The following is a 14,786-nucleotide window of genomic DNA, read 5'->3' on the forward strand; positions in this document are numbered from 1 at the left end:
CCGACAGAACGGTTTTTCCGAAGCCTTAAACACGAACAGCTGACACTGAAAAGTTTAGGACTAAAGTATCAGCCAAACTAAGTGTTATTGATGTGTGGCTTTTTACAACGACAAACGGTCTCATTCAAACACGGTTATCAATCCCCGCTGCAATACGAACGGGATTTTTATAGAAAGGCTGTCTAAAAAAGTGTCCGGTTTTTGTTGACCATAACAAAACCAAATGCCATGACCGAATATCACGGCATTGTTTGGTTGATGCGTTCCCATTTTGAATCACTCAATACCGTTCTTGCCATTGTGCTTCGTGTGAAAAAATAACAAATAATACAATAACTTTAGCTTATTTCTTAAAGTAATTGAGAGCGTGCCTTACTTAAAACCCTAATCATCCTCATCTTCATAAATCTCGCCAGTCTTATCCCTTTTGTCGTCCGCCACGTCAGATTCATCTGTATCAGAAACCTTATCGAGAACCAGCTCAGTCACGCTGGGATAATTGATTTTGCCTGATGCCAGAACGGGGATGCTATCCACAATAAAAACTTTCTTGGGAAGGCTGATGGCGGCAACGCCTGGAGATGCGGCAGCAAGGGTTTTTGCCGTGGCATCTTTCTGAGTGGTAAGCAGGATCACCAGTTCGCCTTTTCTGGCATCGGGTATGCTGGTTGCGGCGTGGTGTGCGTTCGGCCATGCTTTGGTGGCGAGTTGTTCCACGGCGGTTAAGGACACCATTTCGCCGCTGACTTTGGCGAAGCGTTTACTGCGCCCTCGGATGCTGATGTAACCCTCTTCATCCACATGGACTATATCACCGGTGTTATACCAGCCTTTGCCGTAGATAGATTCAGGTGGTACGAGTTTGCCGGGCTTGTCACTCAGTAGATAACCCAGCATGATGTTAGGGCCTTTGACGTGGAGCTGACCAGCTTCTTCAATACCTGGGATGGGTTCCAGCTTATGCTCCATACTTGGCATAAAGCGGCCAACCGTGCCAGCTTTATAGTAAATGTTTGTATTCACAGAGGTAATGGGTGCGGTTTCAGTAGCGCCGTAACCCTCAAGAATGCGAACGCCAAACTTGTCCATCCACGTTTCACGGGTGCTTTCTTGCAGCTTTTCCGCACCCGCGACAACATAACGCATCTTGTGAAAATCGTAAGGATGGGCTTTTTTGGCATAAGCCGCCAAAAATGTATTGGTGCCGAACATGACAGTTGCCTTGAGTTCATAAGCCATTTCAGGAATAACGCTGTAATGCAAGGGCGTAGGGTAAAAGAACACCTTCATGCCGCGCAGGATGGGCAACATGGAGCCTGCGGTAAAACCAAAAGAATGGAACATAGGTAGGAAATTAAGTACCACATCCTGGGGAATGAAATCGGTACGTGTTTCTAACTGCCTAAGATTGGCTAAAATATTAGCATGGGAAAGCACCACACCCTTCGGTGTGCCTTCTGAACCGGAGGTAAACAGTACCACGGCAGGGTTATCAGGATTATGTGTGATTTTACGATACCAGTAATCAGCGGTTTTGCTTTGCCACAACGCTTTTAATTTGTCTTGTGTGGTAATGGATTGGGCAAGATCCTCCAGATAAACCAGTTGTACTTGATTACGTAAGGCGGCTGCTTCAGCAGATAATTTGCCTTTTTCGATAAATTGCCGCGACGTTAATACCGTTTTTACTTCGGCGATACGGCAAGCGGATAGCATGGCAACTGAACCGGTTGAATAATTCAGCATCGCAGGGACACGCCCCTGTGACTGCAATGCGAGAATGGTCACCAGTGTTTTTGTAGAGTTGGGCAAAAATACGCCAACATTTTCACTTTCACGGGTCAATTTTGCCAAGGCATTGCCCAAGACTAGCGTTCGGGTAATCAGGGTATCGTAGTTTAAGACTTTACGTTCTAGGTCTTCAGCAATGACGTGCTGACCGCCGTGAATCGTTCGCGCATCTAATAAACCCTGAAATATGGTTTGCCTGAATACGCTGGTAGAAAACATCATTTCGCTCATGATGTCGGCTAGCAGGTGGCCGCTAAACTTACGTCGTGCTTTGCCACGCAGGTGTTCGGGGGTTGATACGCGGGTTGGTGGCAGAATATGGATGGTTATTTTAGGAAATAAGCGTAAGCGGAAGACCTTGTGCATCCTTGAAAAATGGGTATATTGTCCGCCCGAAATACGGATAGGCAGTATAGTGGCCTGTGATTTGTCTGCGACCATGCCCGTGCCATCGTAGACTTTCATTAAGCCACCAGTAACCGTGATACGGCCTTCAGGAAACATCACAGTGCGGGTATCGTTACGCAAATGGTGGATTAAATCCTTTAGGGACATAGGATGGGTAGGGTTCATCGGAAAAATCTGCGACAACCCCAGGAACGGCTGTAACCACCAACGCTGCGAAATATGCGTATTTATCGCAAACGTGATGTCATCCGGCAGAAAAACCCATAACAATAACGGATCGAGAAAAGACGTGTGATTGGCAATAACCAACACCCGTTTTCCGGCCTTTTCATAATTTTCTATACCCGTAATCTCAATCCGGTAAATCAAGGTCAGGATTGCCCCCACTACTTTGCGTAACACTTTTTTCAGCATAATTACCTCCTGACATTATCTTAGCAGACGTTAAAAAATCTGGGCTGACAAATGTTTCCAGTTTTTTGGGTTAGAGCTGCCCGTCTGGGAAGTGGCAAGGCGTGTTTAAAGCGACACTAAGGTAATGCCAAGGTTAAGACCTTGCTGAATTGTAGTTTGTTGGGTAAGGCAACAGCAGCGAATCGAAATTTCTGATCAGGCTTTGGATTTGGGTGGGGCAGGTTTTGATCCGGTCTACGGCGCAAGGCCTATGAAACGTGCAATACAGCAACAACTGGAAAACCCGTTGGCGCAGGAAATCCTAGCAGGCGATGTCATCAAGGTGGCTGTTGAAAATGATGCGCTGAAGTTTGTTAAAAGCTAAGACGGAATTAATCCTGGGCAGGGCATATTAGGCTCTGTCCAAGGTTAAGCGGCAACCTCAACATATTCAACAACACTTATTGGTTGTGGCACGGGCAAGCCATCCTCAATCAATCCTTCGATATGAAATTGGATTGCTTCACGTATTTCGGATTCGGTTTCCTCGAGTGTAAAGCCTGTGGCAACCCAGCCCGGTAAGTCCGGCACATAAGCAGAATAGTTATTTTCTGTTTTTTCTACAACGATTGCATAGCGCATGGGTTAATCCTTGTATTTGCGAGTCTGATTATGATATAAATTACAGAGTAGACAATTTCAAAACATCAGAATAACTAATTGAAAAATAATAAATTTACATTCATTGATTTATTTGCTGGAATCGGCGGATTTCATCAAGCAGCCGCCTCAAATGGAGGTGAGTGCCTGTTTGCCAGTGAAATAGATAATGCTGCAAAAAAAGCTTATGAAGCAAATTATGGCATAAAGCCTTTTGGAGATATTACAAAAATTGACATGGAATTAATACCTAAACATGATCTTTTGTGCGCAGGATTTCCATGCCAACCATTCAGTATTATTGTTAATAGACAAGGTTTTGACGATATCAGAGGTACGTTGTTTTTTGAGATAGTTAACATTCTCAACAACAAAAAACCGCCAATGATTGTTCTCGAAAATGTAAAGCAATTGGTGACACATGACAACAAAAGGACAATTACTAAAATTATCAGCACTTTAAAAATGTGGGTTACAAAACAGGAGGGAAAGTTTTGAAGGGGCTTGATTGTCTATATCCAACAAAATGCGCCTATTAACCACCAGAGAAAAGCTGATTATAACAGGGCTTTTTGTGTCGAAATTTGATGTAAAGGGTTTACAGGCATTGGGTTTCAATGGGTTTTCTGAGGCATTCAATGCCATTGCTCTAAGCTTGAATTCAAATCCTGCCTCAATTAAGAACTATCGCGATGAATTTGATCCATATTTCCCAAACCCTCGGCAAGGCTGGCATAAACGACCCTTACGTGAATACTGCAAAAAGATCATGGATGAATACCGTGACTGGGATATTGATTCATTTGCTGCGTATCTAAAAACTGAAATCTCTGCTATCGGTGAAATCGAAATCATCGAGGAGAGCGCAAATCCGTCCGAAGACAATACATTTGCAAAACGCTTGATTACAGGGCAAGCAGCAGAAAAATATTTTGAAACGGTGTATAGCAAATTGCCTGAATTCCAGGGTTTCAACTTGGTAAATACAACGGGTTTAGGTTGTGGCTTCGACTATCAAATGCTTAAAGAGGGTCATCCTTTTCAAGCTGTTGAAGTTAAAGGGATGACGGCATCGACGGGCGCAATAACGCTGACCTGTAAAGAATATAAGGTCGCCCAATTTCTTGAAAATCGTTATTATTTGTTTGTGGTACGAAACTTCAACGAAAAGCCATACCACACCGTATTCCAAAATCCGCTAAAATCAAAACTTATTTTTGAGCGTCGTGAATCTGCCATAATTCAAATATCGTGGGCTACAAACATACAAAGGTTAATTTTGTGAATAGATCTTATGAATATCAAGAGCTACTAACTAAAATACATGGAGCTTTAGCTCTTCTCGACCCAAAAGGGACAAATGATACGGTGACACAAGCGATGTCGATCGTTTATGAAGGTTTTAGACGCCATGAAGCTAATTTTCAGTTTTCAGCCGATGATTTGTTGGTAGCATCAGCTCTTGAATTAGAGGAGCGTCAATATCGCCCTTGATTAATTTGATTACTTAAGGACAGCCATTCTGGTAAGAAATGTAAACACACTTGAATTTACATTATTCGAGGAAGAACCCCATCGGTTTAATGCGAGTGAGTATAGGTGGGAAATTAATAAACGAGGAAATTTTGAAGGTTTTGATAAGACCAATAACCAGCATAAATTTACCTGGCAACCACATGGCTCACAGTTCACCATAAAATATAAAGTCCCCGCTTCAGCGATACGTTTTCAAATCAGAAGACCGCCTGTTTTAGATTTTGAGGAAACAATGGAGCAAATCGGTTTTAACAGTGACTGGATTGTCATAAAAAGCTAATTCATTATTATGGATACATTTTCTAAAAAAGCTGTAAGTCCGATAACAGTATCTACAAGATACTTAAGCTTAATCATTACTTTTTTCAAACAAATGATAACTCACTTCCCCCGCCGTTTTACTTTTTAGCAACTGCCAATTATCGGGCAACCCATTAAGAAATTTCATTTTACTTCCTGCTTCAACATAAATCTTCGCATGTTGGCTTAACCAGCCTTTATCTTCCAGCCATTGGCAAGTCTGCGTTGCTAAGTTCATGGCAAAAGGTGGATCGAGGAAGACGATGTCGAAAAGTTCAGCATCGCCTGAAAGATAGCGGAACACATCGCTTTGGACAATTTTGACCTGCGTGGCTGACAGCTTGACGGCGGTTTCTTTTAAGGCACGGCAGGCTTCGGGGTTGTTTTCCACTTGGACGACTGATTTTGCACCGCGTGAGGCGGCTTCAAACCCTAATGCGCCGCTACCGGCATATAAATCCAGGCAGCAGCTACCGGGAATGTCGTATTGCAGCCAGTTGAACAGGGTTTCCCGAACTCTGGCGGGGGTCGGCCTGAGTCCGGGCGCATCATAAAAGTCGATCTGGCGGCTGCGCCACTCGCCGCCGATTATCCTGAGCTTATTTTGCAACTGCAGTGGCTGAGTTGCCGACAGTAACGGTTTGCAATAGCTCCGTATTCACGCGGCGTTTGAAGGCATCGGTAATTGAAGCGATAGTAGTTTCTTCTACTTTTTGTCTGAATGTGTCCAGATAATCCAGGGGCAAATCATAAAAGCCGATCATGGCGACATAGGTGGCGAGTTTCTTGTTGGTGTCAAAACGCATGGGGAAGCCGCCGATGATATTCTTTTTGGCGGCATCCAGTTCTGCTTGTGTTGGGCCTTTGTTGATAAAGTCCTTCAATGTCGCATTAAGGACTTCAACCGCTTGTTTGGTTTGGTCGTTACGGGTTTGTAGGCTGACCGTGAAAGGCCCCGGTTTTAACATGGGCGCAAAGGAACTGGAGGCACTGTAAGCCAAGCCGCGTTTTCCCCGCACTTCACTAAACAGCTTGGATACTAAGCCGCTTCCGCCCAGAATGTGATTGCCCACGTATAGATTGTAGTAATCAGGGTCTTTTCGGTAGCTGCCAGGAAGGCCAACCAGAACATGTGTTTGAGTGGAAGGAAACTCAATATGCTGTTCGCTGGCCTGTGTGGGCATTGCTACATCGGGTAGCGGTTCTGGTTTTTGTCCAGTGGGCAAGCCAGCTAGGAGCTTTTCAGCCGTTTGTTCTGCTTGTTGTTTGGATAAATTACCGACGATAACGACGATGGCATTGCTAGTCACATAATATTTTTTGTAGAACTGGGCGAGATCAGATTCCTTAAGATTTTTGACCGTTGCCATCACGCCAGAATCGGGGTGTGCATAGGGATGAGTGCCGTATAGTTTGTCAGAAAAAGCTAAGTTGGCGACTTCGGCGGGAGATTCTTCCCGTTGTTTGATAGCGGAAAGAGTGCGGTTTTTTTCCCGTAAAAAATCGGCTTTTTTAAACAAGGGCTTAGTCAGGATGACATGCATGGTCTCCAATGCTTTATCGAATAAAGCGGGTTCTGTAAGCGTACGTAAGGAAAGGGAAGCCGTATCGCTGGAAACACCCGTACCAAAATTGGCACCAACACTTTCAAAACGCAGGGCAATCTGGTCAGCGTTCCACTGCCCCGCTCCAGTATCCAGAAGACCTGACGTTAAAGCAGCAAGGCCGAATTGTTGTCCATCCCGTGCGCTTCCAGCATCGAAAACAACTTGTATATCGGCCATCGGTAACGCATCAGCTTGGACGAAGTAAACGCGGCTGCCTTGTGATGTTTGCCAATGCTCAATTTTTGCGGTGGCAAAGCTAGCTTGACTAACAATAAGTAATATAAAACCGATTAATTTAAAATTCATTATGCCCCTCCTTTTTTGGCGGTAGTCGTCTTATTGATGGCTTGCGGCTCCAGATAAGCGATATTCAGATGATCTTCTATCAGATATTTAATAGCGACTTCTTGCACTTGTGCGGCAGTAACTTGATTGACTTTAGCGACATATTCATCGGCTTTTTGCCAGCCTAAGCCCACGGTTTCCAGCATACCAAGCTGCATGGCTTGATAAAAATTAGAATCCCGCTCATAAACAGCACTGGCTAACACTTGCGCTTTAATGCGTTGCAGTTCTTCATCGCTTACCAGATTCTTTTGCAGTTTGGTGACTTCGGCTTTTAAGGCGGTTTCCATTTGCACTAAGGTCTTACCTTCTGCAGGCGTGGCTTCCAGTTCAAACAAATCCGGCAATCGTGAGGTCAACCCATAACCTGCACCTGCGGCAACGGCTATCTGCTTGCCGCGTACCAAACCTGAACTAAGGCGAGCGCTGCTGCCACCGTCGAGTACACCAGCCAATACTTCCAGGGCATAGGCTTCCCATTCCTGTTCAGCCGATTTTAATACAGGGACTTTATAACCCATAACGATGGAAGGCAGTTTCGCCGGGACTTTCACCGTCATCCTACGTAAACCGAGTTGCTCGATTTCGTTTTGTGGTTTAAGTGGCTTGATATCGCTGGTCTTGAGTGGAGCAAAATATTTTTCCGACAGCGCAAAAACATCCTCAGCCTTGACATCACCGACAACTACTAAGGTGGCATTGTTTGGTGCGTACCAGCGTTGATACCATTCCTGCAAGTCGGGAACGGTATAGTTGGCAATATCGGTAGGCCAGCCGATGACGGGGTGCTTATAAGGGCTGTTGCTATAAGCCATCGCATTGAAATGTTCCTGCATTTTGCCCTGGGGATTATCCTCAGTTCGCATACGCCGTTCTTCGGTGACGACCTGGAGTTCTTTTTTCAATTCTTCCGGCAACAGATGCAAGTTACGCATCCGGTCGGCTTCCAGCTCCATGCTGACTTCCAGCTTATCGGCTGCCATTGTTTGGAAATAGGCGGTATAGTCTTGACCTGTAAAGGCATTTTCATCGCCGCCATTTTCGGCAATGATTCTGGAGAATTCACCAGCAGGATGTTTGTCTGTACCTTTGAACATCATGTGTTCCAGCATGTGCGAGATGCCAGTGATACCGCCTGGCTCATAGCTTGAGCCGACTTTATACCAGACTTGAGATACCACAACGGGTGAGCGGTGGTCTTCTTTGACCAGTACTTTCAAACCGTTAGCCAAGACGTGTTCAGCGACCTTGGGTTCGGCAATAGCTGACAATATTGGCAAACATAACATTGCCGCACAAAGTAATCTTGCGTTCATAACTCCCTCGTTGTTGTTAATGTTAGCGCTTCGGACTGTTTGAATAATCATAGGTTCACTGTATTCTATACGATAACCTAGTTGTTATGCAGGAACAGCATGAAGAACTTCCATGATTTTGACATCTATAAATACGAAGTTAATTGTGAGATTAAAGAAATAACATTAAATTTAAGCGAACATCATGGAGAAAGAACCGGAGTTGTAATATTTAAAAACGTATTAGGACACCACTTTGAACACACTCTGGTAGGAAATATAGTTTTAGAATTTGAGGAATATGATGCTAGTTTATTCTATAAAACTTTCTCAAATGAAATTGAAAAATATCAAAATTACGGTCTTTCATTGGCATCAAAGAACTCAGAGGAATTTGTTTCTGAATCAGAACAGAAAAAACTCAAGTTAATAGTTATTTCATCATCTTACGGTATGTCTGGTTGGGTAATTTGTAGTGAGGTAACCATAATTGCATAGCAAATCAATCAAACTCACACATTCCGTGAGCTGGACATTTTTAGCTACATTTTTGCGATTTTGATGTTCAATGTATATACAAACACAACTTAAAATTTGCTCTCCACACCTCAATGCTAGGACTTAATTAATAATGGTAACCCAAGCCGCTGTTGCCCCCTCATCCTGGAAAAGCTACCTAGAGCTATGTAAACCTAACGTTGTAGCGGAAATGTTGTTTACGGCTGTCGTAGGAATGTTGCTGGCTGTGCCTGGGATGCCGCCTTTGGATAAGGTTGTATATGGCATCATCGGGATCGGGTTGGCGGCCTCATCGGCGGCAGCTATCAACCACCTTATCGACCAAAAAATTGATGGGGTACTCAATCCACATCGGCCTTTACCGCAGCATTATCTGAAATCATCGGATGTCATCGCTTTTGCTGTCATATTGGGTATTGCGTCCATGTTGGTGTTGATAGTTAAGGTCAATATGCTAACCGCCATTCTCACTTTTGTGTCCTTATTCGGTTATGCCATTATCTATACGCTTTGGCTTAAACGCGCCACGCCGCAGAATATTGTCATCGGTGGCGCGTTTGGGGCAACGCCGCCGTTGCTGGGTTGGTGTGCGATTACGGGTCAAGTGCATCCTTATGCGTTGCTACTCGTGTTAATCATATTTATTTGGACACCGCCGCATTTTTGGCCGTTGGCTATTGCACGGCAAGAAAAATATGCGCTGGTTAATATTCCCATGCTACCCGTTACACATGGTGCGGAATTTACCCGTTTGCAGATATTGCTTTACGCCGTCTTGTTGCTCGTTGTCACCTTATTGCCGTATTTGACGGGGATGAGCGGACTGATTTATTTGGTTTCTGCATTGCTGTTAGGGTTCGGTTTTATCTATTTTGCTGTGTTGATGATGCGAAATAAAGATGCCAAAACCGCCATGCTTACGTTTTGGTACTCGATTATCTACATAACGGTATTGTTTGCCGCGTTGTTAATCGACCATTATGTAAGAATTACCTTATGAACCTATATCAATCCAATGAGGTTAAAATAGGACTACCAGTCCCTTCTCCCTTGAGGGAGAAGGTTAGGATGAGGGGAGTGTAAAGGCTTTTGCTTTTTTAATTCTCCTCACCCCGACCCTCTCCATCAGGAGAGGGAGTTGTTTTATTTTTAATAATTTCTATATGACCTTCTCGCACCATCTGAAAACCTCCCATCCGGAACATCCTTTTGCAGAAACGATAAGGATACTGGGCAAAGGGAAAAAGGGTTCAAGAGCGCTGACCAAGGATGAAGCCTATCACGCCATGAAGATGATTCTGGCTGACGAAGTGTTACCCGTGCAATTGGGTGCGTTTTTGATGTTAATGCGCGTTAAGGAAGAAACGCCGGAAGAACTCGCAGGTTTCGTGTTGGCAGCAAGAGAATCTTGCAAGCTTGCTGATGACAGTGCGCTGGTTGATCTGGATTGGGCTACGTATGCAGGGAAACGGCGGCATTTGCCGTGGTTTTTGCTGTCTGCGTTGTTATTGGCCGAGAATGGCATCAAAGTTTTTATGCACGGTTCACCAGGACCATCAGCCAGTCGCGTATACACCCAACATTGTTTGACTTATCTCGGTCTGCAGGTGGCAACAACGGTTGAACAAGCCAAAAAACAGCTTATCGACCAACATTTCAGTTATTTATCACTGGAAAAAATCTGCCCTAAGTTACATGAAATCATAGAGCTGCGACCCATTTTAGGTTTGCGTTCGCCCGTGCATACCTTGGTAAAATTGTTAAACCCGTTCAATGCCCAATACAGCATTCAGGGGATTTTTCACCCTTCTTACAGATCGGTGCATCAACAAGCTGCCGCCTTGTTGCAGCAACCCCATGCGGCTGCATTAAAAGGCGAAGGCGGCGAGACTGAACGTAATCCCGATATGGAGTGTTTGGTGCAAAGCGTCCACAATGGTGTAATGTGTGATGAAACTTGGCCGGCACTTTTTGTGCATCGGCATGTCAGAGCAGAGAGTTTAGAGCCTGAACAATTAGCCATGGTTTGGCAAGGTAAAATTCAGGATGAATTTGCTGAGGCTTCCATTATTGGTACAACAGCTATCACATTGAAATTATTAGGAAAAGTAGGTAATCAAGAGCAAGCGCAGCAACTGGCGACGGATTTCTGGTTACAAAGAGACAAAAAGCGGTTTAGCTAAACCACTTAATATCTGGAATTTTTAAGCAAACTACCTACTTTTTTTCCTATGAACCTAACGTGTTGTATTTATAAAAACCATTTCATCTTTAAGGCTGGATAACAAAATAAAATCATGCGCTTACTACAGATTACCCTGCTTGTACTCGTCAGTTCGTCACTCATTGTCCATCACGATGATTCGGTTGCTGCCTCAGCCGATAAACATAGGTCACATGGGCGAAGCAAAGGCAAAACACACAAAGCTGATGCTAATCCAGGTGACGTATGGCAACGTATCCGAGCAGGTATAAGAATTCCAAGACCTAGCCCTGAAATCGCTGGATTTGGGCAAATAGTTGCAGCAAAAAACAAAAATCTGTCCACATCTTCATCTGAATCTATAACAACAACGGGGATTATTCGCACTCATAACGATGGATCAGAAAGGTTAACCACTGTAATTGCTCCCAATAAATTACTCAGAGGTCAATCCCAGTTACCGGAGAAATTGCGGGCTAGGCAAGTACTTATCCTACAAAAAGAAAGTCAAGCCAAAACAGGCTTAGGTTCGGCGGATAAGTACACACGGCTTGGGCGCTTGAGATTTGGCTCTCAAGAACCATCGGCTTCATTGGCTGCCCGCTTCAATAAAGCACATGCCATTTCAAATCCGCAATTATATTCAGCAAAGGGGGATGGTTTGTTCAAATCATCGTCAGTGCAGCGTATTCGTACCCGATTAGGTCTTCACCCTGAATTATTCAAAGATGGTGATGTTGCCGAAACTTCTGTATTAGATAAAAATGGATCAAGTACTAAAGCTAAAGGCCAAGGACAGGTAGCCGTAAGGAATTGCTCAGACTTAAGCAAACAGGATGTTGTCAATCTTGCCCGGCAGGGTATCTTGGCTGAAAGCTATTCCCAAATGTCAGAACAATGCCAAAATAGACAGAGAACGAAATACGAGCGGCTAAGTAGACAAATTGCCGGTTATAGCCAACGTAAAGGCGTACTATATGAGGCATCTGAGCGCGCCAGACCCTATCTCTATCACATAGTCAGTGAACTAAGTAAACATAATTTGCCTTTGGATTTGGCACTATTGCCTATTGTTGAAAGCGCATATAAACCCACTGCGCTATCGCCTAAAAGTGCAGCTGGCATATGGCAGTTTATTCCCAGTACCGCGAGAGAGTACGGTTTGGAGCAAAATAGCGATTACGATGCACGGTTGGATATAACTGCTTCTACCCATGCCGCCATTCGTTTTCTTTCTGGATTGAACACCCACTTCAAAGGTGATTGGTTGCTGTCATTGGCAGCGTATAACTGTGGTCAAGGCGCGGTCGATGCCGCGATCAGCCGTAACCAAGCAGAAGGGCTTGATACGGATTTCTGGTCATTGGCTTTGCCTACAGAAACGCAAGATTACGTACCTAGACTACTTGCCTTATCCAGTATTTTCGCAAATCCAGGTAGTTATGGGCTGAAACTCAGGCCTGTCAGAAATGAACCTTATTTCATTAAAGTCAATATTGATCGTGAAACCGACATTAATCATCTGGTACAAAAGGATTTAAAAACGATTGCCAAACTGGCCGATTTTGAATCCGATCAGTTTAGTTTATTAAATTCGGCTTATCTTAAATCCGCTATAACAGGGAGCAGGCCGTTCACCCTACTGATGCCTATCAGCAATGCTAACTTATTGCACCAAAGCTTGGCTCTTATGACGCATAAGTATAAAGATGAGAAGAAAGCATCATTACCTTTTTTCGAAGGGTTGGCACTATTTTCTGAGCCTAGCTGGACGAAGACCCAGATGCCATTTTTGTCGATTCATGTTAATGATGACCAACAATGGTCTTATCCACCAGGAAAAGCAGCGGCGATTAGTTTTAAGCCAACTGCTGAAAGGACAACAATAGCCAAACCGAAAGATGTAGGTTATTTAGCCGTACATTATCTTGATAACGGAGAGTCACTGAAAGTGGTTGCCGAAAATCACGGGGTAAGCGAAGTGGCGTTGCGTGAAGCTAACAAGCTTAAGCGTCGGCAAACTATCTCTTTGGGGCAACGTTTGCTGATTCCGTTTAAGCAAATAGGCGCAGTCGCGGCTAGTAAAAAGACTAGCGTATCAGTCCTGTTTAAGGGATAACAGATAGTTTTGAGCCGCCACACTCTCGTCTTTGTTTTTTGAAATACTATTTTAAATAGTTGTAAAAATTATTTTGTTTTCCATGAACCTTTTTTGTCTAATTTGACATTAACGGATAGCTCAAATTAAAACTGACCTTTCAGTTTCATTATTGGGTTAACAAAATTTTTTACTCGGAGATTACTCATGAACTTTAAAAAAACAATTGCTTTAGCGGTACTTACACTTCCGCTTTCTATGATTATTATGAATGATGCCTATGCGGTATCTGTTGACGTGAAGTGCGAAACCCGTGGTATCAGTCGCTCAAAAGCATCAGTGGATGGCAGAGGGTTTGGTGCAGGTTTGTATAGAGCATTGGCTAGATCTGGAACGGGGGCTGTATGGTCAAAAGCCTTTAAAAGACCTGTTGCAGGTGAGGTAGAATTTGATTTTGATAGCAATCCAGCTGATGTAGCTGCTGGTGCCACAGCAATTGCTAAAACCTTTATTAAAAACAACTCTGTCAATGGACGAATTTACAGTTATAACGCAACTACCAAAGCCTATACACTTAGGGCTTCTATCACAGAAAGTTGTAGAGCTCGGTAAAAATTAGTTAATAAAGCAGACTGGATTTATCTGCTCGCCAGAAGATTGCAAGAAATTTGGGTAGACGACGATGTAGTGGGCAACAAAAGTTGCCCACTTTACTATTGATTCGGCCTTGTGAAGCCTAAACTCCCGTTCGCCTTGAGATTCTATGGTTTTATTCAAGCCAAACCTCTGAGGCAAGCTATAAATTAGGTCAAGCAAACTTCGACAGTTGGTTGAACATATTAGGTTTAGCCACAGCCTATATTGCAATCATCCGCCAGTTTTGCCTCCCAGAGGGATCAGGCTGACTTTGGCCAGGCGAATTCGGGAATCCCTTTGATTGACGGCTTTTTCATTTGTACGTATTGTAGGCCCATTAAGGTTCCGCCATCAGACATGCGATCTACCCAGATCACTTTTATCTCACCTTCCAGCTCTAGCTGTTTAAACTCAAATACGGTAATAGCTCCGGGTTCAACGTAAACGACCTCGGCAAAGCGGATCATCATGCCATCAACAGAAACATTCACCGTATTAAATTCAAGATATTCGCTATTGAATAATATATGTCCTAATCCAGGCAAGTTTTTCCGGTAGGCTTTCCTTTTGTACATCTGGTCATTGACATCATAAGAAATATTTTTAAACTCCAAGGCAAGCAGAATATGATCGTTTTGCATATCTACTCTGATGACTTCAACTTCGCCTGCCAAACGCATCTCCGGTAGGTAAAGATCAATTATTGTTGAACTCAATAAGGTATTGAAAATATCCTTTATGTCGCTTTTCCCGACCTTGCTATCCAACTGGGCAAGAACGCCACTAATGGATATGTTTTTAATGGTGATAGATTGTTCCTCGTCAGCTAAATAAATCAAGCCATGCGTGGTTAAATTTTTCCGATAGGGCCTTAACAACATCGAACTCATGTGAATCTCCTCGTTTTATCGCAACCCGTGTATGTCGTGAAACAGACTTCCAACGCCGCAGCAAAGGATCAGGCCGTCGTTACTTGTTTTGTAGTTCCCTACAAC

The 14,786-nt window shown here is 43.8% G+C and carries 15 protein-coding genes and 1 pseudogene; 9 read left to right on the forward strand and 7 right to left on the reverse strand.

All coding sequences use genetic code 11. The annotated features are described in order from the left end of the window. Positions 1–384 precede the first annotated feature (384 nt). Positions 385–2,613: an AMP-binding protein gene (locus ABL924_RS09810; protein ID WP_349026912.1), complete on the reverse strand. Its 2,229-nt coding sequence runs from the start codon at positions 2,611–2,613 to the stop codon at positions 385–387. A 181-nt stretch (positions 2,614–2,794) separates the two neighbouring features. Here ABL924_RS09810 and ABL924_RS09815 point away from each other — a divergent pair. Continuing rightward, positions 2,795–2,977: pseudogene (locus ABL924_RS09815) on the forward strand (molecular chaperone); the annotation flags it as partial. Between the two features lie 44 nt (positions 2,978–3,021). On the opposite strand, the gene ABL924_RS09820 reads toward ABL924_RS09815, so the two are convergent. Next, positions 3,022–3,234 (reverse strand): type II toxin-antitoxin system HicB family antitoxin, encoded by a 213-nt coding sequence (locus ABL924_RS09820; RefSeq protein WP_349026913.1) that lies wholly within the window; start codon positions 3,232–3,234, stop codon positions 3,022–3,024. Between the two features lie 78 nt (positions 3,235–3,312). On the opposite strand from ABL924_RS09820, the gene dcm reads away from it, so the two are divergent. The 3 genes from dcm to ABL924_RS09835 are packed head-to-tail and all read left to right on the forward strand — an operon-like array spanning position 3,313 to position 4,746. Then, positions 3,313–3,750: a DNA (cytosine-5-)-methyltransferase gene (gene dcm / locus ABL924_RS09825; RefSeq protein WP_349026914.1), complete on the forward strand. Its 438-nt coding sequence runs from the start codon at positions 3,313–3,315 to the stop codon at positions 3,748–3,750. A gap of 10 nt (positions 3,751–3,760) precedes the next feature. After that, entirely contained in the window at positions 3,761–4,537 is a 777-nt protein-coding gene (locus ABL924_RS09830; protein WP_349026915.1) for a DUF3883 domain-containing protein, read from the forward strand. Further along, entirely contained in the window at positions 4,534–4,746 is a 213-nt protein-coding gene (locus ABL924_RS09835; protein ID WP_349026916.1) for a hypothetical protein, read from the forward strand. Before ABL924_RS09830 ends, ABL924_RS09835 begins: the two co-directional genes overlap by 4 nt. A gap of 391 nt (positions 4,747–5,137) precedes the next feature. Here the strand turns inward: ABL924_RS09835 and rsmD are convergent, their stop codons facing one another. From rsmD to ABL924_RS09850, 3 genes are read right to left on the reverse strand one after another with little or no spacing between them, the layout of a single operon-like run. Next, the gene (gene rsmD / locus ABL924_RS09840; protein WP_349026917.1) at positions 5,138–5,698 is read right to left on the reverse strand and encodes a 16S rRNA (guanine(966)-N(2))-methyltransferase RsmD; all 561 of its coding nucleotides are present in this window, start codon (positions 5,696–5,698) and stop codon (positions 5,138–5,140) included. Continuing rightward, positions 5,688–7,001 (reverse strand): pitrilysin family protein, encoded by a 1,314-nt coding sequence (locus tag ABL924_RS09845; protein WP_349026918.1) that lies wholly within the window; start codon positions 6,999–7,001, stop codon positions 5,688–5,690. Before ABL924_RS09845 ends, rsmD begins: the two co-directional genes overlap by 11 nt. After that, the gene (locus ABL924_RS09850; RefSeq protein WP_349026919.1) at positions 7,001–8,356 is read right to left on the reverse strand and encodes a pitrilysin family protein; all 1,356 of its coding nucleotides are present in this window, start codon (positions 8,354–8,356) and stop codon (positions 7,001–7,003) included. The genes ABL924_RS09845 and ABL924_RS09850 overlap by 1 nt, the downstream gene beginning before the upstream one ends. A 99-nt stretch (positions 8,357–8,455) precedes the next feature. Here ABL924_RS09850 and ABL924_RS09855 point away from each other — a divergent pair, with 99 nt between their 5' ends. The 5 genes from ABL924_RS09855 (at position 8,456) to ABL924_RS09875 (ending at position 13,767) form a co-directional block, all read left to right on the forward strand. After that, positions 8,456–8,833 carry a hypothetical protein gene (locus ABL924_RS09855; RefSeq protein WP_349026920.1) on the forward strand — a complete coding sequence of 126 codons (378 nt, stop codon included), beginning with the start codon at positions 8,456–8,458 and terminating at the stop codon, positions 8,831–8,833. 133 nt (positions 8,834–8,966) lie between these two features. Next, the gene (gene cyoE, locus ABL924_RS09860) at positions 8,967–9,854 is read left to right on the forward strand and encodes a heme o synthase (RefSeq protein WP_349026921.1); all 888 of its coding nucleotides are present in this window, start codon (positions 8,967–8,969) and stop codon (positions 9,852–9,854) included. Between the two features lie 163 nt (positions 9,855–10,017). Further along, positions 10,018–11,037, forward strand: coding sequence for a glycosyl transferase family protein (locus ABL924_RS09865; RefSeq protein WP_349026922.1), 1,020 nt, complete (start codon positions 10,018–10,020; stop codon positions 11,035–11,037). 114 nt (positions 11,038–11,151) lie between these two features. After that, the gene (locus tag ABL924_RS09870) at positions 11,152–13,176 is read left to right on the forward strand and encodes a transglycosylase SLT domain-containing protein (RefSeq protein ID WP_349026923.1); all 2,025 of its coding nucleotides are present in this window, start codon (positions 11,152–11,154) and stop codon (positions 13,174–13,176) included. Between the two features lie 186 nt (positions 13,177–13,362). Then, complete coding sequence (locus ABL924_RS09875) at positions 13,363–13,767, forward strand: hypothetical protein (RefSeq protein WP_349026924.1); 405 nt, start codon at positions 13,363–13,365, stop codon at positions 13,765–13,767. 3 nt (positions 13,768–13,770) lie between these two features. Here ABL924_RS09875 and ABL924_RS09880 read toward each other — a convergent pair whose 3' ends face one another. Together ABL924_RS09880 and ABL924_RS09885 are read right to left on the reverse strand one after the other, a co-directional pair. Continuing rightward, on the reverse strand, positions 13,771–13,932 hold the full coding sequence (locus ABL924_RS09880) for a hypothetical protein (RefSeq protein WP_349026925.1): 162 nt from the start codon (positions 13,930–13,932) through the stop codon (positions 13,771–13,773). A 119-nt stretch (positions 13,933–14,051) separates the two neighbouring features. Beyond that, positions 14,052–14,681: a PilZ domain-containing protein gene (locus tag ABL924_RS09885; RefSeq protein ID WP_349026926.1), complete on the reverse strand. Its 630-nt coding sequence runs from the start codon at positions 14,679–14,681 to the stop codon at positions 14,052–14,054. Positions 14,682–14,786: the final 105 nt, after the last annotated feature.

Source organism: Methyloglobulus sp., from assembly GCF_040079455.1.
Lineage (GTDB): Bacteria > Pseudomonadota > Gammaproteobacteria > Methylococcales > Methylomonadaceae > Methyloglobulus.